The following is a 26,393-nucleotide window of genomic DNA, read 5'->3' as shown; positions in this document are numbered from 1 at the left end:
TTTCTATTTGAGCTCGCTCATAACGTTCCCATGGCAGGCGCAGAAAGCATTTCAACCTAAAAATCCTTCTACGAAACCATGAAGCTCAAAACTACTAAAATGTTTCATACGAACCTAAATGTGCTTTTTGTGCTTGCCATGTGTTAGCCCTCGTTTATTTGTCATAAGCAAGAATTACTATGTTTTATTCATTAATAGCATACAAATCAAAATGTTTCCAATTCAACATATTCTCCTTTGTTTCTATAGGAATTATTTTTGCATTTACATCAAACCCAGAAAAGTAATAGAGGGAATATCCTTTTGATTTTAATAACTCAAATTGTTCATATCGTTCTACGGCATTTGATTTTCCAAAACATTCTGTAATAACCACTGGCTTGTATTTGTCCAATAAGTTTGAAATGGATTTTATTATTTCCTTGTCATAACCTTCGGTGTCTATTTTTATTAATCTGAGTTTTGAAATTGAATCCGAATACGATTTTAAAATAAAATCTTCTAGTCTAATGCCTTTGATTTTTGTATCTAAAGAATATTTCCCGTGTCTGTTTTTCTTTTCTTTAGAAATTCCACCATTATTAAATGATGCTTCCGAAGAATTGTAATAAAAATTTTCTTCTTGTTCCGATATTGCATAGTTGAAGGTGTGGATGTTTGTTAATTCAGGATTAAGCTTTGAATTTTTTAAAAGAATCTCATAAACAAATGGATTCGGGTCAAATGCCAAAGTAATCCCTTTTTTCCCTGCAGCTAATGATATTTCAGTTGTCATGTGTCCTATATTAGCACCAATATCAATTGCTAAATCACCTTCTTTAATAAATTTTTTAAAAAACTCAATGCTGCTCAGTAAAATTTCTTTGGGTTTGACTAGTGGATTTTCCCAATTAACAAATTGGACGCTACCATAACCTTTTATATTAAAATTGTCTATCCGTGTTGGATATTTTTTTGTAAATCTTCTTGCTATTTTTCTTCTGAAAGATGCGATTAAATATTTTATCATAGTATTTATTTATTGGTTATCTTGAATCTCATTATAAATGTGGGCTAACGGGTGGATTGCTGCCGTGGCGCCGGGTGTAGGGTTTGCGGTCTGGCTGTTTGGCGGCATGGACAGCAAGCTGTTGTTCGATGAAATTCATTTATTTCCACCAAGTGTTTAATTTAGATGCATCCTTTAATTCTCCTTCAATTGGGATTTTCACTTCCTTTGTCAATATCAATTCTGACCTTTCAATATCAATGACCTTTATCCATAGTTTTAGAAAATCGCCCACAACTTGGTATTTTCCTGTGATAACTGCTTCAACACCAATTATTTTACCCAACTCGCTTACTGTCTTTTGGTCTAAAAGCCCAGCTGCCTTTAATTTTTGCTCTTGAAGGAGCAAATTCAACCTTGACCTTTCAATGACTCTAAATGAATTGGATTTTCTGCTAAATAGTGCAGAACAATCTTCTGCTAGATAACTTCCAAATTTATCCTGTTCATTGTCTAAATTTAGGTAGTCGGCAATTAGTATTGTATTTATGGCTCTATTTGAGAGAGATTGACCTATTGCATCTTTTATTTCATCTTTTGCATTGTCATAGTTACTGATTTTTTTAGACACTTCGTATTTTGGCTCTTCTTTCTTTGAGCCACACATAGCATATCGGATTGCAAAATAACCACCGCCTAGTATCGACGATACTATTAAGAGTTTAGAAATTGTTGTCAAATTTGGCATTGTTATATGTTTTTAAAAATTGAAGTGATTAAATTATTCGTGATTTCCTTTTTATCTATCCCTGCCAAATTTAAAAAAACTGGGCAATTGGAAATCCGGTTTTTTATCGAGGCTTTGTAGAGAACAAAACCACCAGTTGAACTGCCTGTGATTAAATTAATTTGCCCAATTTCTGGTGCAACTTCTGCGGTTGATTTAAAGGTCACATTAAAATTGCCAAGTAAAAAATAATATTTTTTATCACTTGCTTTTGATTTTGCACTTCCTGAAGTATTCAAAGTAATTGACTTATCGGGAATATATCTGGCGATTTTATTTTCTAATTCTTGCTTTAGCATACTTGTAAACTGATCCGAGTGTTTCCCTTCCAACTTTACGCTTAATTCAATTTCACTACTATCTTCTAAACCTTTGAGTAATTCAAATGTGCAACTTTGAATATTATTTTCTTCTGGGGCATGTTGCTTTCTATCTTCTCTTGACGTATCTTTTTCTATTTGTTTAGTTGTTGTTGCAACAATTGGGTTTGTATCATATGGCTGCACTTTAAAGTCAACCAAATCTCTTAATAAAGCAAGTACTGCAATTATTACCCCTATTAGAGTCGCAATCAGCCCCCATTTTGCTGCATTATCCATTTTATTTATTATTATATTTTTTCCTTTTCAGTTTCATCGAACGTTTTACAGCTACAAGAAGTTGGCGATTTCCCTGCCCGACTGCGCCATTCAGGCGGGTGAGACGAAAACTGTTTGCCAGCACTGCACTTGATACGAAGCAAAAGGCTTCATATAACCACTGAACCGCCAATTTCTTGTAGGTGTTGTTATGCGTTCGTATTTTTTACCAAGGTCCATTTTGTGTAATATTTATAAATCTGTCATTTTCAAAACGATATGCTCCTCCAAACCCCACAAACCAAAGTCGCTTCTGCTGGTCTTCGTAAATTTGAAAAGTCAGCGGACCATAATTTCCTTTTTCTATTCGAAATTCAGTTAGTTTCTCACCACTTAATCTGTATATACTACGTGAGCAATTAAACCAAATATCACCCTTAAAATCCACAATTATACTGCCTGTTCCTTTACTCTCGCCAAAATGCTTTTCGGTAATATTGGTAAGTGTATCTCCTTTGAGATGAAAAAGTCCAACTGAAGTAGAAACCCAGAATCCCCCTTTTTTGTCTTCAACTATTTTGCTTACAAAATTGGTGGGAATACCAACCTTGTCAGAAACATTCATTAACCTGTTATTAGTATTGGAAAATAGACCTGCATTGGTACAAAACCATATTGTTCCCTTTCTATCTTCAAGTATACTATGAATCATTTTTGTACTTGATAAACCAACAGTTGTATCTATCTTCCCTTCGGGGAGGTCGAATTTAGTGAACCTTTTTCCATCAAATATGCAAGTGCCTTCTATTGTCCCAACCCAAACATTACCATTGATATCCGTCTCAATGCACCAGACATCATTGCTTGTTACGCCATCTGATTCGTAATAATTGGTTACTAATGTACCAACAATACTGCTAATACCATCAGTATGTCCAATCCAAATAGTCCCATCTTTATCTTCTGCAATGTCTTTAATTGTTACTCTTCCGCCTGATTCGCTTCTAATGCTATCCATATGAATTAACGAATCGCCATCATATCTAAACGCTCCCCCTTCCGCTCCAAACCAAAGATTACCTTTGCTATCCTGATACATCATTCTCACAACCTGACTTATCTGTTTATGTGAATCCGGAGATTGAATTGTTTCTTTTATTATGTTTTGTTTATCACCATTATTCGCTTGCCCATTACACGAAGTCAGAATAAAACATAGCGCAATTCCTGTAAACAATTCTATTCCGTGAAATGGTGCATTCTTTTTTCTCATTGGGTTCTTATTTTATATGACGCTTAACGGATTAGTATACACGCTGCCCCGCCAATTCATTAGCAGTCAAAAATAGTAACTTAAATATTTATTTCCAAAAAAATTAAAAGAGAATGATTTAGATGCTTGGCGGGGTAGCGTGTGTGCAGTGTTATGCCTCGTTCTTCTTTACTTTTTATGCGTACATCAATTTTCCTTTGGGAGTTGGAATTGGCCTTCCTATAGAATTGGCTGTTTCAATCCATTCATCAATTACAATTTGAACATTGGATATGGCTTCTTGATATGTTTTTCCGTCCGATTTACAACCTGCTAATTCGGGAACTTCGGCAATAAACGTTTGATCAGTTTCGCTCCAGTAAATAATAATTTCATATTTATGATTCATCATCTTCTTGGATTTCTAATTTGTAATTAAAGATAATTTCTCTTATTTGTTTAACTTGATATGCTTTCGAATGGCCAACAATTTCTTGTATATTAATAATTTCCTGAATACTTTCTTTGTAATAAATATAGTGGCTCCCTTTAATCCTAACTTCAAATCCAAGTTTTGTAAGCAAGTTACAAAGTTCATTGAACTTTATGTTATGATCAGACTTTCCATAGAGTATCTTTTCTAGTAACTTGGAAGCCTTTCCCTTTACACAAAGGTAACGATTCATATTATCATTTTAGAGTTTTTAGAATGAGGCCTAACGGATTTGCTATACACGCTGCCACGCCATTGTCCGGTGTCCAAAAGTAAGGAATAAGATTTTATTACTGAAAAAAATTAAAAGAGAATCATAGAGTTGCTGGCGGGGTGTATAGCATGTTACCAGCGGTTTTTTTCTATAGAGTAAATAATTTTCTAAGTTGAGAATTTAATTCTGCTACTTCAGATTGTTCAAGTGTTCCTAATAACCCTTTAGCGAGTTGTTTGTCAATTGTAGCGATTTTACTTGTTCGAATTAATGAGTCCAATTTAAGACCATTAGAATTGTTCGCTTTTATTAAGATATCTGTTGTCCCTTGCGTTCGATTTGACTTGTGATAAAACAAGCTGTAAAGTCTGAAGCAGTATCATAAAGTACAACAGCTGGACGAAATTTACTTCCTGTTAAATTCGTAAATGGATAAGACACTAAAACCAAGTCACCTTTATTCACTAAAAATCTTTTTTAAATCTTTTTCGGAATAAATTTCTTCTTCTTTGCTCAAGAAATCAAATGATTGACTACTTGAGATAATGTTTTGAATACCGCCAATAAGTGATTGTTCTTCGTATCGTTTAATTACGAAATCAGCAAAATCCGAAATTTCTTCCGCTTTTGATTCTGGTAATTGATTAATGATTTTAACTGTTCGTTCAATTATAGCTTGCTTTGTCATAATTGTATTTTGAACTCAAATATAGTGTATTTTTAGGATAATAAGAAATTTCCAAATCGCTGGTAACGGCTTGGTATAGTCGCTGCGCCGCCAAACGAATAGCAGTAAAAACTAAAAAATTATATCTTAATTGCCAAAAAAAATTAAAAGAGAATGATTTTTGATGCTTGGCGGTGTAGCGTTTATGCTGTGTTACGAGAGGGCCTTATTTGTAGGCATCTTTTCGATTTCTGATAATCAGGATATTAATTGTTTTTTTAATATCTTCAATTGAATATATAATCCTAAAATTTCCATTTCTAATTCGAAAAAAATTCTCTGGACCTTTTAATTTTTTATATCCTTTGGGTCTTGGAATACTTTTAAGGGAATCGATAGATGATACGATTTTTTGGATTTCCGATTTTTGAAGTTTATATAATTCTTTTTCGGCTGAGCTCGCAAGAATTATTTTATAGTTCATATTAATTTCTTCTTTTTAAGATCAGCTTTTACCTTTAGCCAATCTTTGGATGGTTCCAGTTTTCTTTTTGAAGCAATAGTATAATCGCAAAAATCTTCCCAAAGTTTTTTGTTCTTTTTTAAGTCAATTTGAACGGCAACTTTTTCATTGCTTTCATCGGTTAAATAAGACACTCCTTTCATATAAGTCAAATTAATACGCAAAAATAATGATTTTTAAGTATAATTCATAAATGATTGGGTTCTTTTGTAGAAGTCATGTTTGGGCTCTCTCATAACGGATTTGGCATACACGCATTCCCGCCAAACGAATAGCAGTCAAAACTAAAAAATTAAATCTTAATTGCCAAAAAAAATTAAAAGAGATTGATTTTTGATGCTTGGCGGTGTAGAGTCTATGCTCTGTTATGAGAGGTGCTTTTCATTTTTTATCTAGACGTTTCATAGGATTTTGTCTGAAATCCCATATTGATTCAATGAATATGTTTTCATCTGTCTCCTTATAAATTATTCCATAATTATTAAATGGTAATATTCTTAAGACAGAAAAATCTGTTTCTCTTCCAATTTTAGGATAGATTGAAATGATTTCAATTCTTTTTTCAATTTCATCCAACAGCCAAGAAGAGAAATTTATATTTTTATTTCTTTGAATGTAAAATTGGAGGATGATCTCAAGTTCTTTAATGGAAGTTTCAGTCCAGATTACTTGTTTTTTAACCATTCTTTAAAATGTTGCATAGCTTTATTGTTGGAGATAAGTCGACCATTTGCAATATCTAATTCTGATTTCGCAATGGAGGCTTTGATTTCATCACTTAGGACTACAACTTTTTGATTTTCATTCCTAAGATTAAGAATTATTTCTTCCAATTCATTAAGAAAGCCTTCATCTTCAATTGAAGTTATTTTTCCAATTAGTCTGTCTTTTACGGAAATGGGACTCATTCTATTTAATTTTTATACAAATTTAATACTATTATTATTAATGTGCAAGTGATTTTGGCATCTCTTATAAAGGGCGTGCATGCTTTGTTATGCCTTGCCGGCCATGTCATGTAGGTCTTAAATTTGGATTCCGTCTTACATCAAATAAGGCAAGAACAATAAGTTTTTCATCGCGGATCCTATAATATACTCTTACATTTTTAATCAATAAAATGCTTTAAATTCTATTCCTTGAATTCTCAAGAACTCCTAGATAAGGATTCGAACTTATTAAATTTAGTAGGTGTTCAAGCTTGGACTGGAATTTTACGGCTGCCTTTTCTCCCCATTCATTTGTCAGATACTCTAGAATGATATTTAAATCAAACGTAGCGGCTTTTGCAAAGCGTATTTCCATTTATCGCTTAAATACTTCATTCATTGGAACTAAATTATCGTCATTCTCTGATTCGTCAAAAGCTCTTAGGATGTGGTCTTTTTGTTCTTGGGTTAAATAATTCCAAGTCCTAGTATCCTTTGTGTTTCTATAATATTCAATCAGCTCATAAATGGCTTCCAGTTTATCTAGGTCTTCAATGGATTCCAGTAGAGTGTTAATATCCTTTATCAAAGTATTCTTTGTCATAATTCTACAAAAATAGCAATTTTATTTATTTCGGCCGGTATGGTATAACGGATTTGGCATACACGCATTCCAGCCAAACGAATAGCAGTAAAAACTAAAAAATTAAATCTTAATTGCCAAAAAAAATTAAAAGAGATTGATTTTTGATGCTTGGCGGTGTAGAGTCTATGCCGTGTTGGCTGCTGTGATATTTTACTTGAACTCTACCTTCTCGATTTGATATTTTTCCGGGTTCTTATATATTTCGAACATTTCATTCCTCATTGCATCTGCCTCTTCAATAGTATAATAATACATTAAATCCGAAGTACATCCTTTTGTATTTTTGCATCGATTGTTTACAAATATACCCCAATCAGAAGCTTTTTCCTTAATAACTTGGTCATCCCTTTCTATCTTTAGAATATCTGTATAGAGTACATATTTTATTGTAGATTCTTCTTTGGGTTTCCATTCATGAGAATAGCAAAAGTAATAACCGGTATTTTTAGAGGTGGTTAATTCCTTACTGCAAGAAAATGTAAACAGAGTTAATAATGATAATAAAGACAAGAGTTTCATATTGCAAGGTTTTAAAGTTAATGCAAAATAATTAAAATATCTAGATTAAGCCAAAATATTTTTTAATGTATGGCAGCCAACGTTTGTGTTTCTGCAGTGGTGCCTTTTCGAAGCCGCGTCCTGTCCCGCGAAACGAAAACGTTGAACGAAGATAAAACTTTAAACCAACTCGTTACGGCACCATTGCAGAAACATTTTGTTGGCAACAGTTGGGTTTCGTCCGTAAACGTCAGTCGTTCTTTTGTTTTTTCACTGTGGAGTGTGATGTCTTTTTGTCCGTTGAAATGTTTCTTAAAATAAATGTTTCCCTGTCAATTTAAACGGTCCATCCCTTTAATTATCCTGTATGGTTTTTTGAAAAAGTCGTCAACTGTTTTATTGAATAAATCCCTATAGTTTATTAAAGTTGAATGCCCTGAATTAGGCAATATCCATAAGTTTGATTTAGGAATATTTTCGGCAATTAGTAAAGTGTGTTTTGGCAAAATTAATTCATGGTCACCACCTATCACAAGCGTTTGGCATTGAATTGAATTTAATTGAGCTAACGAAATATTGGGTTCATAGTAGTGTAGCTTCCAAAGTTTTATATCGTTTTTCACCTTGGCAGTTTTGGGTAATTTTAATAACGAATCAAGATAAGTATCGGGTAACGACATAGACATGTCAGAGGGCAAAGCTCTTTCATCAATCCAAATATTCGCACCAGTTACGACCAATTTCTTTACTTTATCAGGATGATGGATAGCTAAAAGTAAACCATTGTTTCCACCATCGCTCCAGCCTATAACGTAGCAAGATTTGATTTTTAGAAAGTCCAAAAAAATATTAAAATCTTCTGCCATCATTTCATAACTCAATGAATCGGTAGTGTCAACAGACTTTCCATGTGCCCTGCCATCCACTACAATCACTTGGTAATGCTTTGCGAAATAGGGAATTTGTCCAGAAAAATTATTGATAGAGCCAATACCGCCATGAATTAAAAGCAGTGGCTCGCCCTTTCCATAGATTTCATAATACATTTTAAAACCTCGTACATTGGCATAATGCCCTGCTTTAGGGTTGTTTCCATAGATACTATTTTTAAATACGGGAGGATATTGTGAATAGCCTGAAACAATCAACATAATTCCATAGATGGATAACAATAGTTTCTTTGTCATTGATATTTATTTAATTTACCTAAAGTCATTTTATTATTCTACCGCGAACGAGAATGGTGTCCCTGTGTTGAAAATTGTCCACGGAAACCAATTTTCTTTTCTGTTCCCGATTTTGAATTTCTTTTCACCTTTGTCAGTGTAATGTAATTTGTCACCATGTTGTAAACTGTCAGCAGAGAAAAGTCGATTTGCATTTTTGTCGACCGAACTTTGTCAGCATACAGGTATTTGTCCACGAGCCAACCCAATTGTTGCCAACGTTTTGGCATAGACGCTGCACCGCCAAACCATTATCAGCCAAAACTAAGAAATAAAATTTTCATTACCGGAAAAAATTAAAAGAGAATGATTTTAGATGCTTGGCGGTGTAGAGTCTATGCCATGTTGCAGGCAGGCTTAATTTTTTATGATTTTGTAAGTAATGTGATTTTCGCATAAAACAATATATATTCCATTATTTAAGTACTCAATATTAATTTGATTCAAACCAACATCGAGTAATTTCCTTGTCACAATCTGCCCTTGAAGATTATAAATATTCAATATGAGGTCTTTCTTAGAATTATTTTTAATATTGAGATAATTATGAAATAGATGAATTTGAATAAAAGGATTTTCTATTTCAACATTTTTATTATTTATTCTTGTTAAGTCATCGCATTCATACTCAAATTTACTTCCGTATTGCTTATTTGCGAAATCAACTAATCCCAATAGATTATTTTTGAAGCATCTAATAATTCCGCCTTCGCCTGCATCCAATGCAACCTCTTTGTCATCAAAAGGAATGATGTATAGCCATTTTCCACCAATATACTCATAAACCGTGTCAACAAAATTGGTTAATTGAGGACTATAATAATACCATACTGCTTGAGAAAATAAATTTACTCCCGAAATTTGAGTGTTGAATGTATCGATGATTGTTAGTTTTATTTCGTCAACGATCATATTCCTATAGTACCTAAATATTTTCCAGGATTGGCCAATCTTGGCTTTAAAATTTATTAATGTATCAAAGTGTAATCCATCTTCAGAAAATTCAATTAATCCATTTTTATTATAGAGATAAAGCGGAAAAAGGGTTTCACTTTCGATTGGTCCTTTTGGCCTTACTCTTCTCAATGCTTTTTTAATAAACTTTTTGCATAGTCTGTTATCGATAAATGTGTCCTTTTCAAATTGTATCTCTGTGATTCCTTCAGACCAAACACCATTGTAATCAAATACCCATTTAGAATCAGACGTGCCAAACTCCTGTGCAACACTTATTCCGGAGCTAATTAAAAAAGCAAAAAGGGTAAATATTTCTTTCATAATATATATTTAGCTTGCCTGCAATGGTTTGCAGATAGCACTTGTGCGGCTTTCGGAGCATCCACTGTCTACTACCTACAAAGGTTATATCGAAGATAACGGTTTTTTGCGCCGCCGCCAAAAATGTCCGCGAAGCGACCGCTTGTCCCGGCGCGCGGCGCGCTACCTCGTCCGCCGCATAAGAGCTATGTGCTGTTAGCACCAGTTTTTTGTGCGTTTATTTGTCCGTGTAGTCAATGAATGTACTTCCGTCATACCGGCATAAACCTGTATTTCTTGTGCCAAACCAAATGTTTCCATCCTTATCTTCAACAATGCAGAAAACGCAATTGTGAGGCAATCCGTCTTTGGTTGTATAACGCTTCAGCGACTTACTGTCGTAACGCAACACCCCGCCATCTTTCATGTTAATACCAGCAATTCCTAACCACAGATTTCCGTTTTTATCTTCCTTCATCGAAACAAGTGTATCATTCTTAATTCCAATTTTTTCATTGAGATTGGAAAAACTTTTTCCATCAAAGGAATACACTCCGTGAGAATTATTGAGAAACAGCAGGTCTCCATTTTTTCTCTCGATAACGGAACGGAAACCAGAGAAATTGTCGGGTTTAAATTGATTGTCGGGTTTAAATTGACTAAACGATTTTCCATCGTATCGCACAATGCCTGCACCTTCCCTTACCATACCTACGCCTTTGGCGTCAGCCCCGGCTGACAGGAACCAGATATTCCCGTTTCTGTCTTCCAGCATGCCCATTACATTGATTAATTGTAGTTGCTGGTCATTGATGAGGCTCTCGTTGTCCGTAAACCGTTTGAACAGAGGTCCCAGACTATCATTGTCTGTTGAAGGATTGTGAACATACACGCCCCTACTTGTTCCGAACCAAATATTTCCGGTCTTATCTTGCATGATGCTCCATACAAAATTATCTCCGGACTGCAAGGAATAAGGTAATCTGACGCGAGAAGTTTTATTGATAGTATTTGCGGGAATTAAAAACAAGCTGAAGTCTTTGTCATCTACCTTCTCGCTTGTCGGCTTATACCGAATTAATCCTCTACGAGTACCGAACCAGATGTTACCGGTTTTATCTTCCATGCAGCAAAGAATGTCATTGTGATTCAAATCATTTTTGAGAGTAAAGTTGACAAAGGACTTATGAGTAAAATTAACAAAGGACTTTCCGTCATAAACGTAGATGCCATTACCAGCCGTACCGAACCACATATTTCCAGCCTTGTCCTGCGTCCCGCATTGAACGTAGAAAAGGTCGTCAGGCCATTCAAGGAAGTGATTTTTAATAATTTTCGGTTGTCCGCCGTTGGTTTGTTTGTTTTTGGGAATGTCGGTTTTAACTTGTCCGTTGCAAGAGAAGAATGCAAAAGTCAAAGGGAGAAAAAATGTCCAGATGAAAAGTCGTCTTGTCATGTCTGTCTAAAAATTGGTGCTAACGTTTTGGCATAGACGCTGCACCGCCAAACCATTAGCAGCCAAAACTAAAAAATTAAATTGTCATTAACGGAAAAAATTAAAAGAAAATGATTTAAGATGCTTGGCGGTGTAGAGTCTATGCCGTGTTAGGCGCAGGTTATTTTTGGTAATATTCGTTTTCCGAGATTGTTATATATGCATTGGAAATTATCCCATCTTTAAATACATTTCTTGTTTTTAATTTCTCCGGTCCCCATAAGTCATATTCAAAGGTGGTTGATTCTGAAATTTCCCACTTGTGATTGATTAGTGAATACCGAAATTCTGAATTAATCTTTTCATTTACATAGATAAACTCGGTTTTACACAGATATCGATTTTGATAATTTAGTCTACAAATTGACTTTGTTATACTATCAATATTAAAGGTATATTCAATTGAGTATTCAATTGTATCATTGTTTTCAATTGCTATTGATGCAAACCAACTAAATTTATCAAAATAGGACAATGGAGAATGAATTTTAATGAAATCATAACTTGAGTTTTCATTAACGGTCTTCCATTTTTTAATTCCATTATTCCAATCCTTATCAGTATATGTAGTATGATTTTGATTATTTATTTGATCTATACGATGACAGATTATCTGTTTATTTAAACTGTCATTCTCATATTTAAAGATATAATGAAAAGTCGTATCGGAATGCTCTAATCGAAGTATTGATTTAATGCAATTTCCGGAAGTGTCATAATCGTATTCGTAAACACTTTCCCTTTTATTGGCGCGGTAATTGCCAATATTTCCCCAACCGTATCGCCTTGATTCTATCGGATGGTATTCATTCTTAATTAATAATTTAGTATTTTTTGTAAGTTTGAAACCACCCGCCAGTGAAATAAGCTCAATCAGTGTATCACCGATATACTGGTATTCATATATTGTAATGGAGGAATCATTAATAGTTGTTGGGTAATTTATATGTTTTAAAAGGTTTCCAGATTGATCATACCATGATTGACTTTGCAAATTTGTAATTCTGAATGATGAATCTCTATTTTCATATTTTTCTTTACTCCAAAATAAATAGGTTGAACGAGATTTTAAAATCGGTTTCTCATTTATTTTTTGTCCAATTAATAAATGAGAGCAAAATATTGTTATTAGAATTTTTGTAATAATTTTAAACATAATACTTTGTTTCTTGCGCCTAACGGTTTCGGGCTTGGCGAAGGTGGCGATTTTTAGCACAAATGTTGATGCGGAGAACCAATGTTTGATTAACCACAAATGTGCCTGCGGAGCACTGACCCGCCACTTTTGCCAAACCCGTGTTAGGCGTTTGTGCCTTTACTTCTTGTAGTCGATTGGAAAATATTCTTCCCATTTCCAAGGTGTAAAAGTATCGCCAATTAATGTTTCTAATAGTTCTTTAAAAATAATTTCTCCATTAGCACTGTTTGTTATTATGATTATTGAAATGCCTTTGTCTATAAAATTTATATTGTAGTTTCTCCAAGCATCATCGTGTCCTTCTTTAAAAAATGCTCTGCCATACTTGCATTTCAAAAGTCCCCAACCAAGTCCGTAAGATAAATTTATTGCTTTGTTTTCCGTTGTTGTTTCTTCTGTTATTGTTGGGAATTGTGTTTTTGACAGTATTTCAATTTGAGGTGAAATCATTTCTTTAAACATTTTTTTATCTAAACCTTTCTGTTTCATCAAATACTCAATAAATCTTGTATAGTCTGAAATTGTTGTTACCAAGGAAGCACCAGCCACTGGTGTAGTTCTCTTTTTCTTTGGGTTGAGTGTATTGTCTGCAAGGTGTCCTATTGCGTAATTATCATCAAATTTTTCATGCCAAATGTATCCTGTTCTTTTCATTCCAATTGGTTTGAAGATTTTTTTCATTGCCAATTCTTCAACATTTTTATTTGTTATTTCTTCTATAACTAACTGCAAAAGTTTAATGCCTTCTCCCGAATAAGCATATTTCTGTCCCGGGGTAAAATAAATTTTCATAACGCCAAGTGTGTCAAGTACTCCTGTTGTTGGATGAACCCATCTGACATTTGGAAGTCCTGTTGTATGGCTTAAACACATTCTTGCAGTCATCAATTTCCATCTGTCGTCAGATTTTAGGTCTGAGAAATACTCATATTCTGGAATTGGTTTGCTCAAATATTTGTAAAGAGGTTTGTCTAAGTCAATTACTTTTTCCTGTGCCAATTTCATTGTCAAATAGCCAAATACGGCTTTGCTAAATGATGCTGCATACAAAACAGTTGAAGTGTCTAAATATTCGTTTTTATCTATGTTCTTAAACCCATAGGATTTTATGTAGGCTTGTTGATTTTTATTGAGTATTGACAAACTTAAACCTTGAACATTTGCTTTGTCCATTAAGCGTTTTACGGTTTCGTCAATTTCGACAACAGAGATTTTAGTCCCGTCAAGCCTTGTTATTTGTTGATTTTGTCCAAATGCCAAGTTTAAAGTCAATATAAGTCCAAGTAAGATTTTAAGTTTCATATTTTTTGTTTATCGTTAATTTTACGTGTCGCTTTGGCATAACGCATAACGTTTTCGGGCTTTGCGTTGGTGGGCTTTTGAAACCGAAAACTGTCTGCCAGCACCAATGTTTATTAATTGCTCAAATGTTTCGATTCGCACGGTCCGCCCACTAACGCAAAACCCGTGTTATGCCAAGTGCTATTTCTGTTTGTCCGAATAGCACTCTCAGTTGTCTTCTGTAATTTTTCTAAATGCAGGTTCACAAACTATTGCATGCCATCCACCAATTTGCAAATATATTTTATTGTGCTTCTTAAATTCGTTTTCAACTAATGCAATAATTTGTTGGTCCCTGTACTTATTAGCATCCTGGTTTATTTTGTTTAATGATGTTTTATTGTATTTTGATTGAATTGTCCTTGAGTCAAAATTATCATAAGAAAAATCATTGTTGAAATAGTCTTTGTATATTTTGTAGAAATATTCAACCGTCTGCTCTTCCTCTTTCAAGGGAAATCCTTCTTGCAATAAAGAATGTATCATTGATGGATACTTGCTTTTAAAATCTTCTTTTTCTTTTTGCATCATTGTAATCTGCAAGCTAAGTGTTGCTAATAGCACTTCATTTTTTGGATACTTCTCTAAAAGATAGCTGTATTTGTTTTTTGTAAGAGGTTCAATATTCTTTACATTAATTTTGAGGCTATCAGCAAGGTACATCACCCATCCCATTTCAAAATACTCCGCAATTGTAGCGTCTTTTGTTTTTTCGGTTGATATTCCATCACACTCATATAGGATTAAATCTGGTTTAAAATTTATAATTTTATTCTCTATGTCAACTATTTGTGAATCCCTCGGATTTGTAGTGTGATTGCTTCCATATACAATTAGCTGTTTCTTGTCACCGTATTTATATATGTACGGTAATCTAATTTCAAGTCCTTCTAGGTCGCGATACTCAAGTGTTGGATATTTAGTTATATCTCCTTTGTCGACTGAGTGCTGACATGAAAGGAAAACACTTGTCAACAAAATGCAGGAAAATATTTTTAAAGATCGTGTCATTTGCATTTGGCATAACGTTTTGCAGATTTGCGATGGGCGGGTTTTTTACCACTGAACTTTATTCGGAGCACATAACTTTCGGCTACCACTAAACTGTCTGCGGAGCACGAAACCCCGCCTATTGCAAATGTGCTGTTACCACCAGTGCTATCAACTTTGTGTCCTGTCATTTTTGTCCGCTGTCATGTTATTAAAAAACTTTTTTGCCTTTGCCTGTCGTAATCAAACTGAATAAACTTTGCTCAACCAACATTCCCCATGCACCTGAACAATCACCGTAGCATTGGAATTGAGGAACTAATCCAAGATGAGTGAAACGCAATTGTGTCTTGCCATTTATTTCCTTTATTTCAAAAATAACTTTCGTGCCGTTCCATTCCTGCATGTCTTTGAAAGAACTCAAGTTGCTTTCAGTAATCAGCCATACTACCTTTTCATTCGGAATAATTTCAACTAATTTTTGTTTTGAAAAGTGAATGTCAAGCATACGATATTCAAACTCATCATTCAATTTTTTTGAACTGCCTTTTACTTCTCCTTGCCACCAGCCACTTACATTATTGATTGCGTTGAATACTTCTTCGGGTGTTTGATTCACGAAAAAAGTGGTTGTGAAACTTGAAGTCAATTTCATTTCGTCTTCGGTTTGTGGTTTGTCTTTGCCGTTGGGTTGTCCGCTACCTGTTGTTATCAAACTCCGTAAACTTTTTTGAATGTATGTGTTCCAAGCACCTTGACAAATATCATAACACTCATACTCGGGAACTAAACCTTCTTGTGTGAATTGAAGTTGGGTCTGATTTTCCTTTTCAGTTATCTCAAAAATAATTTTGTTGCCCTTCCATTCGGTTTTGTCCTTAGTAAAACTAAAGTGGTTGTCCATCACCAACCACACTACTTTTTTGTTAGGAATAAATTCCACGATTTTCATTTTGCAGTGATGCACATCTTGGTAATGATAGCTCCATTCATCATTTAGTTTGTTTGTGTCGCCTTCAATTTCTTCACTCCACCAGCCACGAACATTGTTGATTGCGTTAAAAACTTCGCTTGGAGAATTGTCAACTAAAATAGTTGTTGTAAAATCTGTTGTTGTCATTTGCTTTATGATTTTGATTTGTTGTTTAAAATTGTTTGCAATTTGTTGAGTTTGGTTGTCCAGAATTTATCAAAGTAATTAATGAAGTTCTGTAACTCATTAAAGCCATCTTGTTTGAGTATGCAATGTCTTTCTCTGCCAATGCCTGTAATGGAAATGAATCCTGCACCGTAAAGAATTTTTATATGCTTTGAAACAGCAGGTCGGCTCATGTCAAAATTTTCTCCCAACTGATTTATAGTTAAACTTTCTTTTGAAAGCAACTGCAACATGTGTCGTCTGCTTGGGTCGGCAATTACTTGGAATGCGTCAAGCGTTTGTGTTTGCATTATTTAGCTGTCTTTAAAAGTTCACCTAATTTGTTCACTAAGAACATCCAGCCACCATTGTGTGCGGCTAAATCTTTGAACATCTCAAATCCACTATGCACCAATAATAATTCTGTTCCTCCTTCAATCGGGGTAAGTGTCCAACTGACTTTTGAAGTGTAAGGAGTTTTAGTGACAGCCCAATCGTTTTTCCATACATAAGAAAGATGTGTGAATGGTTTCACTTCCAAAACTTCGCAAACAACAAATGTGTTGTTAGAATTTGTAAAACGAAAGTGATGTCCAACAACGGGCTGAAAATCGCTTGGCATTAGCCATTGCTCCATTAATACGGGCTTGGTTAAATAATCCCAAACTTCTTGTGGCGTTTGAGTAAAATAAAATGTGTGCTTAATTTCTTTTTGCATAATAGGTAATTTAAAAGTTACGCAAAGATATGTAACTTTAAAGTTACCAAACAAGTTTTTCTGAAAATATTTTTGTTTGGCTGTCTAGCAGAGGGAAAAGGCTTAATTGTCGGCCGATTAATTGTCTATGGGAATTGTCTTTTTAGCATTGGTGGTAACGGATTTGGTATACACGCATTCCCGCCTCATGCTGGAAGCCAAAAATAAAACATTAAATTTTATTGAACGAAAAAGATTATAGAGAATGGTTAAGGTCTCGGCTGGAATGTGTGTATGCCGTGTTATAGGCTGTGCATTCATTTGTTATCATCCTTCATACTGAATTACTTCTACTACTTTTCCATCTTTGAAAGTAATTTGTAAAACACTTGGATCAATACCAAGACAAGATGCAAATCCTATATAGTATTTCCACTTATCATTTTCATCGCAATTTGAATCAAGGCCTACAATTTCAATTACCTGAAGTTTTGATTTGCCAATAAGTAATTTGTTTTCAATAATGTCATCTGATAGTTCGTAACGATGTTCTTTATCCATTATCCATTTTTCTTTTTCAAATTTATTAGTTGGATAATAACAAAGTATAGAAAAAAGCAAGATGACACTATAATAATATACTAATGGGGTTGTAATAAGCGTGGCGAGCCAAATCTCAGTTTTTTGAATATTGGTATTTTTGATAAATTTTTTAAATATCCAACGCCAAATATAAAAAATGGGAATGGCAAGTATTATTAGTATTAAATAAACTTCTAGACTTACTCCGAAAATGGATGGTATGATAATTAATGTATTCATAATTGGTATAGCCTATAACGTTTTGCGGCTACACGCAGGTGAGGATTTTTAGCACTGAACTTTATTAAAAGTACAGAACTTGGATTTAGCACTTCACTTTCATAGAAGCACGAAACCTCTACTTGCGTGTAGGTGCTGTTAAAGCCAGTTTTTATTGTCTTATGTTATCTAATTCAGTTTCCAATAATGTTTTCACACTCTGTTCTGTAGTGGATAGCACACCATTCAGTAAATTATTATTTTCAAAAGGGTCATTTACCAAATTATACATTTCATTACCAGAATTTTTAATTAATAATTTGTATGTACCATTACTAATTGTCCACAACTCATCAGTTCCGTCTTTTAGCTCTGAATATTGATAATTCCGAATACTGCTAGATTGAGAAAATAAAGATTTAAAACTTTTACTATCGTTATACTCATTTACATTTACACCTGCAATTTGGGCAATAGTTGAAAAGAGGTCAGTTCCTATCAATAACTGATTGTCTGTTCCAGTTCTTGAAACTCCCTTACCTGAAACAAATAAAGGCGTGTTTATACCGCCTTGATACAAAGTATTTTTTACTTTTGCGCTTGAATATGGGCTTTGAGCTACAAGATTTGTAGTACCATTATCTCCCAAAAAAATAATAATTGTGTTTTCTTTTTCATCTGTGGGAATATTTGCTAAAAAACGTCCAATTTGATAATCCATCGCTTCTATAGAAGCCATAAAATAGGGAGTTGCATCCATACCATTGGTGTATGCAGGCAAGTTTCCTTGATTGTGCATATTGCTTGGCGGAACGTGAAATGGTGTGTGTGGAGCATTGTAAGCTAACCAAAGAAACCAAGGTTTACTTTGGGTGTTTACCCAATTAATAGCTAATTCTGTAAATTTTTCTGTTATGTATGTTGTTTGCTGACTGGTTGCACCATCTTCTGTGAGTTGCCATTGATAATAGTCATCTACTGCCCCACGAATTAACCCTGCATAATAATCAATACCAAAAGTTTCAGGATTAATGCCAGTACTATTTCCAGAAAGATGCCATTTACCAACTACTGCTGTTGCATATTTATTACCTGTATTATTATTTATATATTTTTGGAGGACAGTTTCTGAAGAATTTAATATATCACCAACTCCTTTTACACCCGTACGATAGCCATATTTTCCAGTAATAATTGAAGATCTGGTGGGTGTGCACGTTGGATTAACCCAAAAATTAGTAAATAGTAAACCATTATTTCTAATGGCATCAATATTGGGAGTGTTTGGTTTTATACTGCCTTCTTGATAGCCTTTTATGGCATCTTTTCCCAAATCATCTGCAATAATCAAAAGAATATTTGGGGTGCTGGAATTAGCATTATCATCAGTTGTATTACCTTCCTCATCTTTTGAACAGGAAAAGATGAAGAAAGCAAGAATTGGAAATGCGAATAAATATTTTAATTTAGACATATACTTTCTGCTATATGATGATTATTGTGGAGTTCCTTTGTAAGCACCAATATTATACGGAAAATCATACGTCCAATGATAATGGTAAATATCAACCATTTGTCCATCCCACATTACAGGATGTTTGTGGCCATGACATTCGTCTAAATCTGCGGATTTTAATAACTCTCCGTTTTCTCCATAAGGACCATAAATTCCAAAACCATCTAGCATATATCCCATTAGCGCTGAATGTCCAGATGAATTTGAATGTATGTGGTCTTGTAAATCTTTTGATGGATAATGATAATGGTATCTTTCCGTACCATCTGTATGACCGCCAAATCTATCTAACATTTCGTGTGCAGCCGCATCTGTGCCAAGAGTTGAAGCACCATGGTAAATTGCACTACCCGTTAAGGAATAACCAGCAGGACCAAATCCTACACAAGATTTTGTTGCAGCTTCTTTCGGTAATGCAGGAATAGTAAAACTTAAAGGTTGAGGAGAAATAATATTTGGATTTTTATCATAGTTCCAGGCTATAGTACCTTGTTGTATAGGAAAAACTCCAGTTGGATGATTTGGTAAACCATTGCCTGTTAATACACGGTTGCCATTACCATCTAAAGTAATTTTAAATTCAGAAGTCCAAATTACATTTCCTGCGACTTGTGGTTTCTTGGTATAATCCCAAGTTCCATCAGGATTTGTCCAGTCAGCTGCATTATTTGCACCAGCCCCATTAGATGGTAATCCACATAACCATAAAGAAAGAAAATCAGGGTTTGGATTACCTTGGTTTCTAATTAATATTTTGTAAGGTGCTGTACCACCCAAAGGCAATTTGGTTAAGTCTGGTATCTCATGCGTAGGCGTAACAATATTTTCTTCTTCTGATTTACTACAACTAGAAATTGTAAATATTGAAACTGCAAGAATAAGAAAACTTGCTGCGCATGTTCTTTTAAATTGTTCCATGATAAGCTGTTTTTATGATTAATTCTTGTTTGACTAGATTTTTATAAAAGGTTTAATTTGAATTGTCGGTTTTTTAAAATTGGCTATAACGTTTTGGGGCTTTGCGAAGGCTGGGATTAGAAGTACTAATGTTCAAATTTAGCACAATGTTCATTAGAATTCCAATGTTCAATTTAGTACTGAAGCCCAGCTTTTGCAAAACCCCTGTTATCGGTAGTCTTTCTTTCTTCAACGTCAAAAAGGACAACACATTTCTGCATTGTCCTTTTAAATTTTATGTCGTTTAGAAATTACTTTTTTGAAATCTTGAATAAAGCAAATGCTTCAATTAAGAACATTATTAGTGCAAATACTCCACCTTGCATATTTCCTGCTGACGCATTATGTGCAAAGTCTAAACCGTCTGTAACCAAACGTAAAACTAATAACAGTTTTAGCATTGGAAAAGATTTTTGTGTCAAAGCATAAAACCCTGAAATGGCTGTTGCCAAGTTTCTTGCAATGTAGAGTCCTAATGGACCTGCTAATGAAGTTGCTCCTGTTGCTGTTAAAGTTTCCCATGTAGCAAATTGTACATCGGGCTTGAAATAAGCCAAAAGGCTAAACATTGTTGCCATAATTGTAGCTACCCACAAATAAATGGTTATCCATTTTGGCATTGTTTGAGTTGAATTATCTGTTGTCATTTTATATTAATTTATTTATGTGCAAAATTACTTTGCTTATTAATTTTAAGAAATGTTAATCTATTACCTTGTGTGGTAAATATGTAACCTATTTACCATTTTCCGTTTGAATTAGCCCATTGATTGGCTGGTGGAATTACAGAAACAGCGTCCCAATGTTCAGCAATTTTCCCATTTTCAATTCTAAATAAATCAAAGTAGGCTTTTTTGTTTCCTGTTGGTGTGTTGTTTACAAACTCTAAACCTTCACTCATTGCCAAAACAAAATTTCCTGCTCCATACACAAATTTTAGCGAAGAATAAAATGGTGTTCCGTCTGGAAACATTGCCATCCAAGCAATTCCATTAGGTACATTTGGGCTGTGTTGAATGTAGTTTGTGGCGAAATAATTTGCTCTTGTGCTCCATTGTCCTGCTATGAGAACATTGTTTACCATATTAGTTACAAGTGTTTTGTTTGCACTCACATCGCCACTTGAAATAGTTGTAGTTCCATTTGTTTGAGAATTACCATTTGTTGTGTCAGTTATTGGATTGCTTATGTTTTGTAAATTATCCCAATGTTCTACGATTAATCCATTGTCAAACCTAAACACATCAAAGGCAACTTGTGGTGTTCCATTATTCCAAGTGCCACCGTAGGTTGTGTGAGTGATTACATAATTTCCTTCTGAAAAAATTCGGTGATTATCTAATGTAATACCTGTTGCTTGTCCGTTAAACATTGCAGTTAAACCTGCTTTTCCGTCTGGTGCAAAAGGATTGTGCTGTTTGTATTGAGCATCACTAATGTGTTTTAATCCATCAGGATTTCCAGTACTAAAAACAGTAAATAATTCCTTAACCTTTTGTTCGTTGGTTAATGTCGGTGTAGTGTCTTCTTTGTCGCATGATGTAAAACTTAAAAGAGTTGTTGCTAAAAATAGCATTGTGAAAATTGATTGTACTTTGACCATTTTATTATTTTATTTAATGAAATGCAAATTTACTTTGAGTTCAAATATTGAGAAAGGTTAAAGAAATACAAAGTATGGTAAATGTGTAACCTATTGAAATTTTTGTCGAAAACTAATAGGTGTTTCAGTAGTTATTTTTTTAAAATATTTTTGAAAATTGGTTACTTCGTTAAATCCACAATAGTAGGCAATTTCTTTGACTGATAGTGTGGTGGAAGATAGTTGTCTTTTAGCTTCTAAAATGATAAAATCATCAATAAATTCTTTGGCAGATTTATTTGAAAACTGCTTGCAAACTTCGTTTAAATGCTTGTAAGTAATGTTTTGCTTTTCTGCATAAAATTTAGCGTTTCGGTTTTCGGTAAAGTGTATTTCTAAATGTTTTTCAAAGGAAACAAATAAATCATATTGGTGATTGTAGGTTGCTTTAAAAGGTTCTTTTTGATTGTGATTTTCTAATTTTAGAAGAAAAGCTGAAAGCAAAGAAGCAATAATATTGGATTTTAAATTGTGGTGTTTTAGTTTTTGTTCTTTGTTTAGAAGTTCAAATATTTCAACACTATCTTTATCTACCTTGTATTTCGAGCTAAAAATATGATAATTATAAAGCCTTGAAATATTATCAATAGTTGATTTGGCTATGTTTTTTTCTAAAAAATCTTCTGTAAATAGAATTAAATATCCTTTGTATTCATTCAATTTATCAAAGCAATGGACTTGTCCTTTTGAAATGATTAAGCATTCATTTTGTGAAACAATTGTCTTCTTAAAGTCAATAATATGATTAACTTTTCCATTTTCAAGGATTAAAACCGCAAAGAAGTTAATTCGGTGTGGCTGATACGGATTATGGTCTTTGGGTAATTCTGTTTTTGTCAAACTCTCCAACGACAGAATTTCAAAACCAATTTGGTCAAGGTCATTTCTAAATTTTATTTTCGGCAGTTTGTTCATTTACGCTGTGTCTGTCTTTAAGATTACCGATAACGTTTAGGGGGTTTGCGATGGCGGGGTGTTTTAGCACTAAACTTTGTTCGGAGAACTGAACTTCCACCTTGCACTAAAGTGTCTGCGAAGCACGGAACCCCCGCTATCGCAAACCCCTTGTTAGCTGCCGTTATACTCTCTCCGATAAGTCGTTTAGTCTGAAGTTCACACAAATGTTGAGAGAAGGAATTACTCATATTTTGTCTTCGTTTATAAAGTCAATTACCATTCTATTAAACTCAGCTGGCAAGTCAAGGTGCAGCCAATGTGTGGGTGAACTTACCCTCGCCAATTTTGCATTGGGCAAAGTCTGTTCAAGGTTTTTACAGATGAAAGAAAACCAACTTGGTGACTTGTCGCTTTCCAACAGTAGGGTTTTTACTTTGAGGGCTTTCATTCTCTCAATTGTCAATGGATATGCAAATGCCGTTTTACTTTCTGCTGCAAAAGTTTTGATGTTGTCTTCAAGCCCTTGTCGCATTGTAGGATTTAAGTCCTCAAGTTTTACAGGATGTCCGACAATACCGTTTGCAAAAGAAAGTTTCGCTTTTTGGAACTCGTTATTTGATAGATATTTCCGTGTCGGCTTTATGCCCTTTAACCCTGTCCGCAAAAACGAAGTCGCTACCCCAAAGTTTTTAAACATGAGAGGAATTAATTTCAAAGGATTAAATGCTTTAGTCATCAGAAATGGAAATACTGTCGGCTCCTCCAAAATTAATTTGTCAATCAGTTGAGGATATTTCTCTGCAAAAGCTAATGCAACATAGCCACCGAATGAATGTCCAACCAATACAAATTTGTCTAATTTGAGAAAATCAACGAGTTGTTTGATGTCGTCAATGTTCTCATCAATTGTGCTGCTTCCACCAATCTCAAACTTGTCTGGAAATTGAAACCGTCTGCTTACTGAGATAGCTCTGAAGTGTTTTGAAAACTCGTCAACCTGTTGAAGCCATGCTCGGTAATCGCCATTAGAACCGGGAATAAAAACTACTGCTTTGCCTTGTCCTTTGTCGAGCCAGCTAAGGTTTACTCCGTTGAATTGTCGTGTAGTGATATTTTCCATTGTCTGTTACAAGTCAGTAAATATGTCTATTTTTTTGCAGTTAGTTTGATGTTTGCACTGTCGCCAAAAAATGGCAGCTAACGGATTTGGCATAGAAGCTGCACCGCCAAACCATTAGCAGCCAAAAATAAAAAATTAAATTGTCATTACCCGAAAAAATTAAAAGAGAATGATTTTAGATGCTTGGCGGTGTAGAGTCTATGCCATGTTACAAGCAGGCCTTTCTTATCGCTTCACTAATTTGTTCAATTGCTCTGGATCGCGTCGACAATCCCAAACGATTAGAACCAGAATGTGCTCACTCATTATTTCATAAAAGATGATATATTCTAGTATCACAAAACCTCTAACATTATCATTTTCAGTAGGAATTGATAATAATGGAAACTTTTCTATTAATTTAGCTGAATCACGAAATGTTTTTAATAGCTTTTTACTATAGGTTGATGATTGATTTCGAGTGTCAAAAAATTTCTTAATGTTTTTTAAGTCGTTCTTTGCGTTTTGTGACCAGGCGATTGGTTTAGTCATCTAATAAATCTTTAAATGTTTCTTCTGTTGAATAATATCTGCCACTTTTATAATCATTTCTGGCTTCTTCAATCAACAATTTTTGTTCAGCATTTAAAGTAATAACTTGTTTAGTTTCCTGTATATCTTGTATAAGCGTATAGACCTCTTGAAGTAATTCTTCATTGTCAATATTTTGTATTCCTTTGATTATCTTTTCTTTAACTGTGGACATATACAATTTATTTATGCTAAATTACAAATTTTAATATTAATTACAATGCTTTGGCTTGCTTGTAACGTTTTGGCATAGACGCTGCACCGCCAAACAAATAGCAGTCAAAACTAAAAAATTATATCTTAATTGCCAAAAAAAAATTAAAAGAGAATGATTTCTGATGCTTGGCGGTGTAGAGTCTATGCCGTGTTGGCACCAGTGCTATTTTGCTTTTTAAGAAGTAATTATAAAGCTATAATTTTAATTGGCTAAGGATTTTAAATCTTTAAAAATTTTGAATAAAAATATTTACCTTTTGAAAATATTTTTAAAAAATAATATCCAGATTTAAAATTTGAAACATCAATATAATCATGATTAACATTAAACTCCTTGGCAGACAGTATTTCTCGAGCAAATGAATCAAAAATTGTAAAACTCATCACATAGTTATCTTCAATAGGAATAAATTTCAGTTCAGCATTAGTTGGATTCGGAAATATTGCGAACGGGGAAGTACTATTGTTTTGAATTGTAGCAGAAGGCTTCAAAATTTTGGCTTGGGCAAAACTTGCTAAGCCATATCCATTGTGACCATAAATTGTTATTTTATCATTATGTATTCTTAAATGTTCGGCATGATAAGGAGTTGTTGCAAGATTTCCAAGATAAAATTTTAAAACTCCATTATCTCCAATTGTACTATCCATTTTTCCACTAATTAAATCAACTGAAGATAAAGTGGCATACAAGGTTGTGCCATCATGCTCTCCATTTAAAAGAACTAAATTATTGTTACAAATTTCCATATCAAGTGGAAGGTAAGAATTATATAATTTATAACCATTCGGATCAAACTGATTATTGATGTTACCGTTTAAATCGATTTTAGTTAAAAAACCACCCCATTTCGAAGATGTATACCTTATATAACCATATAATGTTAAATAACCGTCAGAAGTATTTTTCATGGAATACAAGTGGTCATTAAATCCTCTATCAATTGTTAATCTACCAGATTTACCAAATGTAGTATCAATGATTCCATTTGAATTAAATTTGGAAATTATAATATCGCTTAAATTTCCTGAGCCGGTAGAAAAGCCAATAAAAAGATTGTCATTTATGTTTTCCATTTCGACTTCGCTTTCTAATGTTTCAATAGGGCTTTCATATTTATATACACCATTGGTAGCAAAGCTGGAATCTAGTTTTCCATTTAGATCTAATTTTAAAATAAAAAATCCTGTATTTCTAGTACTCACATAACCGGACACATAAATGCTATTATTTTTATCAACTAAAATTGAAGTTCCATTTCCAAAGGATAGTATGGACTTCTCTGTATATATTCCATTTTTGGCAAAACTTGGATCTAATTGACCTTGAGAATTGAATTTGGCAACCAATACACCCGAACTTAGATTTCCACAAACAAGCATAGAGCCATTTAAAAGTTTGATTCCCCCACGTAATATGGAACTTCCACTATTATTCACAAATACTTTTCCGTTCTTCCCAAAGGAATTATCTATTGAACCATTTTTGTTAAACTTTACAATGGTTCCTCTAAATTGAATGGAAGAGTCACGAATAGTTCCGATGACAAAATGATCGTCATCATCACTTTTCATGTAACTACCATTACTTAACTGGAAAATTTGTGCTGAATCAACAATTTGAATTCCTGGCTTCGTCGATCCAAATAGAGAGTCTATTTCGAATTTGCACTGACCATTGCATTGAGAAAGGGGTAATTGCAAAAAGAGAAAAACGATAATTACTTGTGAAGTAAAATATTTCATTGTTTGAGTAT

At 33.9% G+C, this 26,393-nt stretch carries 35 protein-coding genes and 1 pseudogene; all 36 read right to left on the bottom strand.

Going from position 1 to position 26,393, the window contains the following annotated elements:
- Positions 1 to 184 precede the first annotated feature (184 nt).
- The 36 genes and pseudogenes from IPO86_00490 to IPO86_00315 all read right to left on the bottom strand — a co-directional run bounded on the left by IPO86_00490 (position 185) and on the right by IPO86_00315 (position 26,382).
- On the bottom strand, positions 185 to 1,009 hold the full coding sequence (locus IPO86_00490; GenBank protein MBK9726574.1) for an FkbM family methyltransferase: 825 nt from the start codon (positions 1,007 to 1,009) through the stop codon (positions 185 to 187).
- A gap of 139 nt (positions 1,010 to 1,148) precedes the next feature.
- Positions 1,149 to 1,736: a hypothetical protein gene (locus IPO86_00485; GenBank protein MBK9726573.1), complete on the bottom strand. Its 588-nt coding sequence runs from the start codon at positions 1,734 to 1,736 to the stop codon at positions 1,149 to 1,151.
- Positions 1,737 to 1,738: 2 nt separating this feature from the next.
- The gene (locus IPO86_00480; protein MBK9726572.1) at positions 1,739 to 2,374 is read right to left on the bottom strand and encodes a hypothetical protein; all 636 of its coding nucleotides are present in this window, start codon (positions 2,372 to 2,374) and stop codon (positions 1,739 to 1,741) included.
- A 205-nt stretch (positions 2,375 to 2,579) separates the two neighbouring features.
- Positions 2,580 to 3,626: a hypothetical protein gene (locus tag IPO86_00475; protein MBK9726571.1), complete on the bottom strand. Its 1,047-nt coding sequence runs from the start codon at positions 3,624 to 3,626 to the stop codon at positions 2,580 to 2,582.
- 175 nt (positions 3,627 to 3,801) lie between these two features.
- Positions 3,802 to 4,014 carry a type II toxin-antitoxin system HicB family antitoxin gene (locus tag IPO86_00470; protein MBK9726570.1) on the bottom strand — a complete coding sequence of 71 codons (213 nt, stop codon included), beginning with the start codon at positions 4,012 to 4,014 and terminating at the stop codon, positions 3,802 to 3,804.
- The gene (locus IPO86_00465; GenBank protein MBK9726569.1) at positions 4,004 to 4,291 is read right to left on the bottom strand and encodes a type II toxin-antitoxin system HicA family toxin; all 288 of its coding nucleotides are present in this window, start codon (positions 4,289 to 4,291) and stop codon (positions 4,004 to 4,006) included. Before IPO86_00465 ends, IPO86_00470 begins: the two co-directional genes overlap by 11 nt.
- A 169-nt stretch (positions 4,292 to 4,460) precedes the next feature.
- A pseudogene (locus tag IPO86_00460) lies at positions 4,461 to 4,777 on the bottom strand (type II toxin-antitoxin system PemK/MazF family toxin).
- A complete protein-coding gene (locus tag IPO86_00455) occupies positions 4,770 to 5,000 on the bottom strand; it encodes a hypothetical protein (protein ID MBK9726568.1) in 231 nt (76 codons plus the stop codon). Before IPO86_00455 ends, IPO86_00460 begins: the two are co-directional and overlap by 8 nt.
- Positions 5,001 to 5,205: 205 nt before the next feature.
- Positions 5,206 to 5,463: a type II toxin-antitoxin system RelE/ParE family toxin gene (locus IPO86_00450; GenBank protein ID MBK9726567.1), complete on the bottom strand. Its 258-nt coding sequence runs from the start codon at positions 5,461 to 5,463 to the stop codon at positions 5,206 to 5,208.
- A complete protein-coding gene (locus tag IPO86_00445) occupies positions 5,460 to 5,645 on the bottom strand; it encodes a hypothetical protein (GenBank protein ID MBK9726566.1) in 186 nt (61 codons plus the stop codon). The genes IPO86_00450 and IPO86_00445 overlap by 4 nt, the downstream gene beginning before the upstream one ends.
- A gap of 238 nt (positions 5,646 to 5,883) precedes the next feature.
- Positions 5,884 to 6,186 (bottom strand): type II toxin-antitoxin system RelE/ParE family toxin, encoded by a 303-nt coding sequence (locus IPO86_00440; GenBank protein ID MBK9726565.1) that lies wholly within the window; start codon positions 6,184 to 6,186, stop codon positions 5,884 to 5,886.
- Positions 6,168 to 6,410 (bottom strand): hypothetical protein, encoded by a 243-nt coding sequence (locus tag IPO86_00435; protein ID MBK9726564.1) that lies wholly within the window; start codon positions 6,408 to 6,410, stop codon positions 6,168 to 6,170. Before IPO86_00435 ends, IPO86_00440 begins: the two co-directional genes overlap by 19 nt.
- A gap of 217 nt (positions 6,411 to 6,627) precedes the next feature.
- Positions 6,628 to 6,807 carry a type II toxin-antitoxin system RelE/ParE family toxin gene (locus IPO86_00430; GenBank protein ID MBK9726563.1) on the bottom strand — a complete coding sequence of 60 codons (180 nt, stop codon included), beginning with the start codon at positions 6,805 to 6,807 and terminating at the stop codon, positions 6,628 to 6,630.
- Entirely contained in the window at positions 6,808 to 7,035 is a 228-nt protein-coding gene (locus tag IPO86_00425; GenBank protein MBK9726562.1) for a hypothetical protein, read from the bottom strand.
- A gap of 192 nt (positions 7,036 to 7,227) precedes the next feature.
- Positions 7,228 to 7,596, bottom strand: coding sequence for a hypothetical protein (locus IPO86_00420; protein ID MBK9726561.1), 369 nt, complete (start codon positions 7,594 to 7,596; stop codon positions 7,228 to 7,230).
- A 311-nt stretch (positions 7,597 to 7,907) separates the two neighbouring features.
- On the bottom strand, positions 7,908 to 8,762 hold the full coding sequence (locus IPO86_00415) for an alpha/beta hydrolase (GenBank protein ID MBK9726560.1): 855 nt from the start codon (positions 8,760 to 8,762) through the stop codon (positions 7,908 to 7,910).
- 396 nt (positions 8,763 to 9,158) lie between these two features.
- Positions 9,159 to 10,079 carry a T9SS type A sorting domain-containing protein gene (locus IPO86_00410; GenBank protein MBK9726559.1) on the bottom strand — a complete coding sequence of 307 codons (921 nt, stop codon included), beginning with the start codon at positions 10,077 to 10,079 and terminating at the stop codon, positions 9,159 to 9,161.
- Positions 10,080 to 10,296: 217 nt separating this feature from the next.
- Entirely contained in the window at positions 10,297 to 11,514 is a 1,218-nt protein-coding gene (locus tag IPO86_00405; GenBank protein MBK9726558.1) for a hypothetical protein, read from the bottom strand.
- Between the two features lie 160 nt (positions 11,515 to 11,674).
- Positions 11,675 to 12,709, bottom strand: coding sequence for a hypothetical protein (locus IPO86_00400; GenBank protein MBK9726557.1), 1,035 nt, complete (start codon positions 12,707 to 12,709; stop codon positions 11,675 to 11,677).
- 159 nt (positions 12,710 to 12,868) lie between these two features.
- Positions 12,869 to 14,053: a beta-lactamase family protein gene (locus IPO86_00395; GenBank protein MBK9726556.1), complete on the bottom strand. Its 1,185-nt coding sequence runs from the start codon at positions 14,051 to 14,053 to the stop codon at positions 12,869 to 12,871.
- A 207-nt stretch (positions 14,054 to 14,260) separates the two neighbouring features.
- A complete protein-coding gene (locus tag IPO86_00390; protein MBK9726555.1) occupies positions 14,261 to 15,070 on the bottom strand; it encodes a hypothetical protein in 810 nt (269 codons plus the stop codon).
- A 29-nt stretch (positions 15,071 to 15,099) separates the two neighbouring features.
- Entirely contained in the window at positions 15,100 to 15,273 is a 174-nt protein-coding gene (locus IPO86_00385) for a hypothetical protein (GenBank protein MBK9726554.1), read from the bottom strand.
- A gap of 20 nt (positions 15,274 to 15,293) precedes the next feature.
- Positions 15,294 to 16,202: an SRPBCC domain-containing protein gene (locus IPO86_00380; GenBank protein ID MBK9726553.1), complete on the bottom strand. Its 909-nt coding sequence runs from the start codon at positions 16,200 to 16,202 to the stop codon at positions 15,294 to 15,296.
- A gap of 5 nt (positions 16,203 to 16,207) precedes the next feature.
- Complete coding sequence (locus IPO86_00375; GenBank protein MBK9726552.1) at positions 16,208 to 16,531, bottom strand: winged helix-turn-helix transcriptional regulator; 324 nt, start codon at positions 16,529 to 16,531, stop codon at positions 16,208 to 16,210.
- Positions 16,531 to 16,938: an SRPBCC domain-containing protein gene (locus IPO86_00370; protein MBK9726551.1), complete on the bottom strand. Its 408-nt coding sequence runs from the start codon at positions 16,936 to 16,938 to the stop codon at positions 16,531 to 16,533. The genes IPO86_00375 and IPO86_00370 overlap by 1 nt, the downstream gene beginning before the upstream one ends.
- 306 nt (positions 16,939 to 17,244) lie before the next feature.
- Positions 17,245 to 17,739 (bottom strand): hypothetical protein, encoded by a 495-nt coding sequence (locus IPO86_00365; protein ID MBK9726550.1) that lies wholly within the window; start codon positions 17,737 to 17,739, stop codon positions 17,245 to 17,247.
- A 151-nt stretch (positions 17,740 to 17,890) separates the two neighbouring features.
- The gene (locus tag IPO86_00360) at positions 17,891 to 19,192 is read right to left on the bottom strand and encodes a sulfatase-like hydrolase/transferase (GenBank protein ID MBK9726549.1); all 1,302 of its coding nucleotides are present in this window, start codon (positions 19,190 to 19,192) and stop codon (positions 17,891 to 17,893) included.
- 21 nt (positions 19,193 to 19,213) lie between these two features.
- Complete coding sequence (locus IPO86_00355) at positions 19,214 to 20,152, bottom strand: YHYH protein (protein ID MBK9726548.1); 939 nt, start codon at positions 20,150 to 20,152, stop codon at positions 19,214 to 19,216.
- A gap of 290 nt (positions 20,153 to 20,442) precedes the next feature.
- Positions 20,443 to 20,838, bottom strand: a complete 396-nt coding sequence (locus tag IPO86_00350; protein MBK9726547.1) for a hypothetical protein — start codon at positions 20,836 to 20,838, stop codon at positions 20,443 to 20,445.
- Positions 20,839 to 20,930: 92 nt separating this feature from the next.
- Entirely contained in the window at positions 20,931 to 21,794 is an 864-nt protein-coding gene (locus IPO86_00345) for a nuclear transport factor 2 family protein (GenBank protein ID MBK9726546.1), read from the bottom strand.
- 90 nt (positions 21,795 to 21,884) lie between these two features.
- Positions 21,885 to 22,748, bottom strand: coding sequence for an AraC family transcriptional regulator (locus tag IPO86_00340; GenBank protein MBK9726545.1), 864 nt, complete (start codon positions 22,746 to 22,748; stop codon positions 21,885 to 21,887).
- Between the two features lie 23 nt (positions 22,749 to 22,771).
- Positions 22,772 to 22,978 carry a hypothetical protein gene (locus IPO86_00335; GenBank protein ID MBK9726544.1) on the bottom strand — a complete coding sequence of 69 codons (207 nt, stop codon included), beginning with the start codon at positions 22,976 to 22,978 and terminating at the stop codon, positions 22,772 to 22,774.
- On the bottom strand, positions 22,975 to 23,850 hold the full coding sequence (locus IPO86_00330) for an alpha/beta hydrolase (GenBank protein ID MBK9726543.1): 876 nt from the start codon (positions 23,848 to 23,850) through the stop codon (positions 22,975 to 22,977). The genes IPO86_00335 and IPO86_00330 overlap by 4 nt, the downstream gene beginning before the upstream one ends.
- A 225-nt stretch (positions 23,851 to 24,075) precedes the next feature.
- A complete protein-coding gene (locus IPO86_00325; GenBank protein MBK9726542.1) occupies positions 24,076 to 24,381 on the bottom strand; it encodes a type II toxin-antitoxin system RelE/ParE family toxin in 306 nt (101 codons plus the stop codon).
- A complete protein-coding gene (locus IPO86_00320; GenBank protein MBK9726541.1) occupies positions 24,374 to 24,595 on the bottom strand; it encodes a hypothetical protein in 222 nt (73 codons plus the stop codon). The genes IPO86_00325 and IPO86_00320 overlap by 8 nt, the downstream gene beginning before the upstream one ends.
- Positions 24,596 to 24,855: 260 nt before the next feature.
- The gene (locus IPO86_00315) at positions 24,856 to 26,382 is read right to left on the bottom strand and encodes a T9SS type A sorting domain-containing protein (protein ID MBK9726540.1); all 1,527 of its coding nucleotides are present in this window, start codon (positions 26,380 to 26,382) and stop codon (positions 24,856 to 24,858) included.
- Positions 26,383 to 26,393 lie beyond the last annotated feature (11 nt).

Source organism: Saprospiraceae bacterium, from assembly GCA_016717265.1.
In the GTDB taxonomy this organism is placed as follows: domain Bacteria; phylum Bacteroidota; class Bacteroidia; order Chitinophagales; family Saprospiraceae; genus Vicinibacter.
The sequence above is the reverse complement of the archived record's forward strand: the minus strand, read 5'-3'. Positions and strand labels throughout refer to the sequence as shown.

Coding starts and splice junctions, on each gene's coding strand:
- IPO86_00490 (MBK9726574.1), bottom strand. CDS start 1,009: ATGATAAAATATTTAATCGCATCTTTCAGAAGAAAAATAGCAAGAAGA.
- IPO86_00485 (MBK9726573.1), bottom strand. CDS start 1,736: ATGCCAAATTTGACAACAATTTCTAAACTCTTAATAGTATCGTCGATA.
- IPO86_00480 (MBK9726572.1), bottom strand. CDS start 2,374: ATGGATAATGCAGCAAAATGGGGGCTGATTGCGACTCTAATAGGGGTA.
- IPO86_00475 (MBK9726571.1), bottom strand. CDS start 3,626: ATGAGAAAAAAGAATGCACCATTTCACGGAATAGAATTGTTTACAGGA.
- IPO86_00470 (MBK9726570.1), bottom strand. CDS start 4,014: ATGAATCATAAATATGAAATTATTATTTACTGGAGCGAAACTGATCAA.
- IPO86_00465 (MBK9726569.1), bottom strand. CDS start 4,291: ATGAATCGTTACCTTTGTGTAAAGGGAAAGGCTTCCAAGTTACTAGAA.
- IPO86_00455 (MBK9726568.1), bottom strand. CDS start 5,000: ATGACAAAGCAAGCTATAATTGAACGAACAGTTAAAATCATTAATCAA.
- IPO86_00450 (MBK9726567.1), bottom strand. CDS start 5,463: ATGAACTATAAAATAATTCTTGCGAGCTCAGCCGAAAAAGAATTATAT.
- IPO86_00445 (MBK9726566.1), bottom strand. CDS start 5,645: ATGAAAGGAGTGTCTTATTTAACCGATGAAAGCAATGAAAAAGTTGCC.
- IPO86_00440 (MBK9726565.1), bottom strand. CDS start 6,186: ATGGTTAAAAAACAAGTAATCTGGACTGAAACTTCCATTAAAGAACTT.
- IPO86_00435 (MBK9726564.1), bottom strand. CDS start 6,410: ATGAGTCCCATTTCCGTAAAAGACAGACTAATTGGAAAAATAACTTCA.
- IPO86_00430 (MBK9726563.1), bottom strand. CDS start 6,807: ATGGAAATACGCTTTGCAAAAGCCGCTACGTTTGATTTAAATATCATT.
- IPO86_00425 (MBK9726562.1), bottom strand. CDS start 7,035: ATGACAAAGAATACTTTGATAAAGGATATTAACACTCTACTGGAATCC.
- IPO86_00420 (MBK9726561.1), bottom strand. CDS start 7,596: ATGAAACTCTTGTCTTTATTATCATTATTAACTCTGTTTACATTTTCT.
- IPO86_00415 (MBK9726560.1), bottom strand. CDS start 8,762: ATGACAAAGAAACTATTGTTATCCATCTATGGAATTATGTTGATTGTT.
- IPO86_00410 (MBK9726559.1), bottom strand. CDS start 10,079: ATGAAAGAAATATTTACCCTTTTTGCTTTTTTAATTAGCTCCGGAATA.
- IPO86_00405 (MBK9726558.1), bottom strand. CDS start 11,514: ATGACAAGACGACTTTTCATCTGGACATTTTTTCTCCCTTTGACTTTT.
- IPO86_00400 (MBK9726557.1), bottom strand. CDS start 12,709: ATGTTTAAAATTATTACAAAAATTCTAATAACAATATTTTGCTCTCAT.
- IPO86_00395 (MBK9726556.1), bottom strand. CDS start 14,053: ATGAAACTTAAAATCTTACTTGGACTTATATTGACTTTAAACTTGGCA.
- IPO86_00385 (MBK9726554.1), bottom strand. CDS start 15,273: ATGACAGGACACAAAGTTGATAGCACTGGTGGTAACAGCACATTTGCA.
- IPO86_00380 (MBK9726553.1), bottom strand. CDS start 16,202: ATGACAACAACAGATTTTACAACAACTATTTTAGTTGACAATTCTCCA.
- IPO86_00375 (MBK9726552.1), bottom strand. CDS start 16,531: ATGCAAACACAAACGCTTGACGCATTCCAAGTAATTGCCGACCCAAGC.
- IPO86_00370 (MBK9726551.1), bottom strand. CDS start 16,938: ATGCAAAAAGAAATTAAGCACACATTTTATTTTACTCAAACGCCACAA.
- IPO86_00365 (MBK9726550.1), bottom strand. CDS start 17,739: ATGAATACATTAATTATCATACCATCCATTTTCGGAGTAAGTCTAGAA.
- IPO86_00360 (MBK9726549.1), bottom strand. CDS start 19,192: ATGTCTAAATTAAAATATTTATTCGCATTTCCAATTCTTGCTTTCTTC.
- IPO86_00355 (MBK9726548.1), bottom strand. CDS start 20,152: ATGGAACAATTTAAAAGAACATGCGCAGCAAGTTTTCTTATTCTTGCA.
- IPO86_00350 (MBK9726547.1), bottom strand. CDS start 20,838: ATGACAACAGATAATTCAACTCAAACAATGCCAAAATGGATAACCATT.
- IPO86_00345 (MBK9726546.1), bottom strand. CDS start 21,794: ATGGTCAAAGTACAATCAATTTTCACAATGCTATTTTTAGCAACAACT.
- IPO86_00340 (MBK9726545.1), bottom strand. CDS start 22,748: ATGAACAAACTGCCGAAAATAAAATTTAGAAATGACCTTGACCAAATT.
- IPO86_00335 (MBK9726544.1), bottom strand. CDS start 22,978: ATGAGTAATTCCTTCTCTCAACATTTGTGTGAACTTCAGACTAAACGA.
- IPO86_00330 (MBK9726543.1), bottom strand. CDS start 23,850: ATGGAAAATATCACTACACGACAATTCAACGGAGTAAACCTTAGCTGG.
- IPO86_00325 (MBK9726542.1), bottom strand. CDS start 24,381: ATGACTAAACCAATCGCCTGGTCACAAAACGCAAAGAACGACTTAAAA.
- IPO86_00320 (MBK9726541.1), bottom strand. CDS start 24,595: ATGTCCACAGTTAAAGAAAAGATAATCAAAGGAATACAAAATATTGAC.
- IPO86_00315 (MBK9726540.1), bottom strand. CDS start 26,382: ATGAAATATTTTACTTCACAAGTAATTATCGTTTTTCTCTTTTTGCAA.